General features: G+C 57.9%; 4 protein-coding genes. All 4 read right to left on the reverse strand.

Going from position 1 to position 1,800, the window contains the following annotated elements; translation table 11 throughout:
* Nucleotides 1–248, reverse strand: a 248-nt coding sequence (locus P4L78_RS01195; protein WP_309326414.1) for a hypothetical protein, incomplete at its 3' end; no start/stop codon positions are given.
* Between the two features lie 168 nt (nt 249–416).
* A complete protein-coding gene (locus P4L78_RS01200; protein WP_309326416.1) occupies nt 417–782 on the reverse strand; it encodes a DUF488 family protein in 366 nt (121 codons plus the stop codon).
* Nucleotides 783–858: 76 nt separating this feature from the next.
* Nucleotides 859–1,191, reverse strand: coding sequence for a cupin domain-containing protein (locus P4L78_RS01205; RefSeq protein WP_309326417.1), 333 nt, complete (start codon nt 1,189–1,191; stop codon nt 859–861).
* A 49-nt stretch (nt 1,192–1,240) separates the two neighbouring features.
* Nucleotides 1,241–1,800, reverse strand: a 560-nt coding sequence (locus P4L78_RS01210) for a cbb3-type cytochrome c oxidase subunit I (RefSeq protein WP_309326419.1), incomplete at its 5' end; no start/stop codon positions are given.

Below are 1,800 nucleotides of genomic sequence, written 5' to 3' on the forward strand. Positions count from 1 at the left end.
GTGCCGGGCGGCAGTTTGGGAGGCGCAGGAAGCGGCGCGGTGGCTTCCGCGGGACTGTGTTCCTCAAACGTTTTGATGGTCTGTGGATGGCCGTTCTCAAGCACCGTGAAATCGGCAGCCGTCAGATTGTGGACCGGGTTATGCCGGCTGTCGGTCGCGACCACATCGACCACGACAAGATTCGCGTTGGCCTGGATGGTTGTTGCTGGCTGCGGCGCTGGCGCCTGCCCGTAAGCAAGCGCAGGCATACAAAGTGCAGCGGCAAAGATGCCGAGGATTAGTCGTGTCACGCGGAAGGCTCCCGGTAGGACCCTCGATTATAGCGCGCTGATTGCACGGCCAGTTTCAACGTCGATGTGTGCGGCAAAGAGCTTGCGGGCGCGTCCGGCTTCTCGACGATCGGCAAATCCCAGCGGTCAGTCCGCGTCTTCCGGATGGAGAGATTGATGCGGAAAATCCTTCAGCGCTACGGCGTTATTGTGCTCGGCATCGTGCGAACTGTAGAGCAGCGTGACAGTGCCGCGGCGTGCCGCTTCCAGCAGCAGAGCCCACGATGCCGGATTCTTTTTGAGTTCGGCGAAGTAACGCCGGCGAAACTCGCTCCACCGCGCCGGATCGTGGTTAAACCATTTCCGCAGATCGGTGCTTGGGCCAGCATCTTTCAGCCAGGCATCCAGCGCCAGTGAGGACTTCTTTACGCCTCGGGGCCACAAGCGCTCAACAAGAAAGCGGGCTCCGTCCGCACTATCGGGCGCCTCGCAAACACGCTTGAGCTGAATCATTCTCTGCTCCTCCAGCAAGAACGGGCTTGCTCAAAATGAGTGCGCAACCAACGCGTATTTCCCGCGCATCGGCCGGTTATGAGGCTTTGCCTGTTCCGGTTTTGAACTGAACGAGCAGCATTTTTACGGGAGATTTTGCGCTGATGCCATGCGTGAGCATGGGCGGCATATACACGAGCGAGCCTGCTTGCGCGCTGACGGTATCGTCTCCCAGGCGCACGTCGGCCGCGCCTTCAAGAAAATACAATACGGCCGGCGTTGGCGCAGAATGGGCAGACAACTCCTGTCCAGCGGCAAAGCCAAAGGTCGTGATATTGACATACTCGTCCTTGCGCAGAACATTGCTCAGGATTCCTTTTTCAGGCAGCGATATTTCACTCGCCAGGCTATTGAAGAACGTGTAGTCCATCGTGTTCCTCCCCTTGGTACTGAACGTTTTGGTTCGATTGAGAGGCGCTTTAGCCTGACTGCGATGGTGAGCAAAAGCGCCTCGTGCGATTGAATAGCAAACTCAGTGTCCGATCAGTTCTGCTTTCTGCTTTCTGCTTTGTTGCGTCGTTCCTGTCCCCGGAGGTTCGGGAAGTATCGGTTGTTCCTTCCTCGTAGGAATGCCCGGTCAGCAATCCGAGAACAAACCAGGCGAACAGCGCTGCTCCCAGGGCGAACAGAATATCTCCGGGAACACGCATCCAGCGCAATGCATTCATGGTGCCGGATTGCATGAACTCCGCGGAGCGCGCATACCATGTGCCGCGTTCAATGGATGCCCATGCCTGCAGCAGTCCCACCGGCAGCATACTGAGCAGGACCATGAAGGCCAGTCCGATATTGAGGAACCAGAAGGAGAGTTTCAGCGCCCCCTGCTTCCACGGACGGCCCGGCATCAGCGCCCGCAGGCAGAAAATTGTGAGGCCCAGTCCGAGCATTCCATAAACGCCAAACAGCGCGGTATGGCCGTGCACCGGCGTGGTGTTAAGGCCCTGCATATAGTAGAGAGCAATCGGTGGATTGATAAGGA

The sequence above is a fragment of the Silvimonas sp. genome, assembly GCF_031291215.1.
In the GTDB taxonomy this organism is placed as follows: Bacteria; Pseudomonadota; Gammaproteobacteria; order Burkholderiales; family Chitinibacteraceae; genus Silvimonas; species Silvimonas soli.

What these genes read in the sequence shown, in the direction of transcription:
- P4L78_RS01205 (WP_309326417.1), bottom strand. Translation starts at nt 1,191, where the DNA reads ATGGACTACACGTTCTTCAATAGCCTGGCGAGTGAAATATCGCTGCCT.
- P4L78_RS01200 (WP_309326416.1), bottom strand. Translation starts at nt 782, where the DNA reads ATGATTCAGCTCAAGCGTGTTTGCGAGGCGCCCGATAGTGCGGACGGA.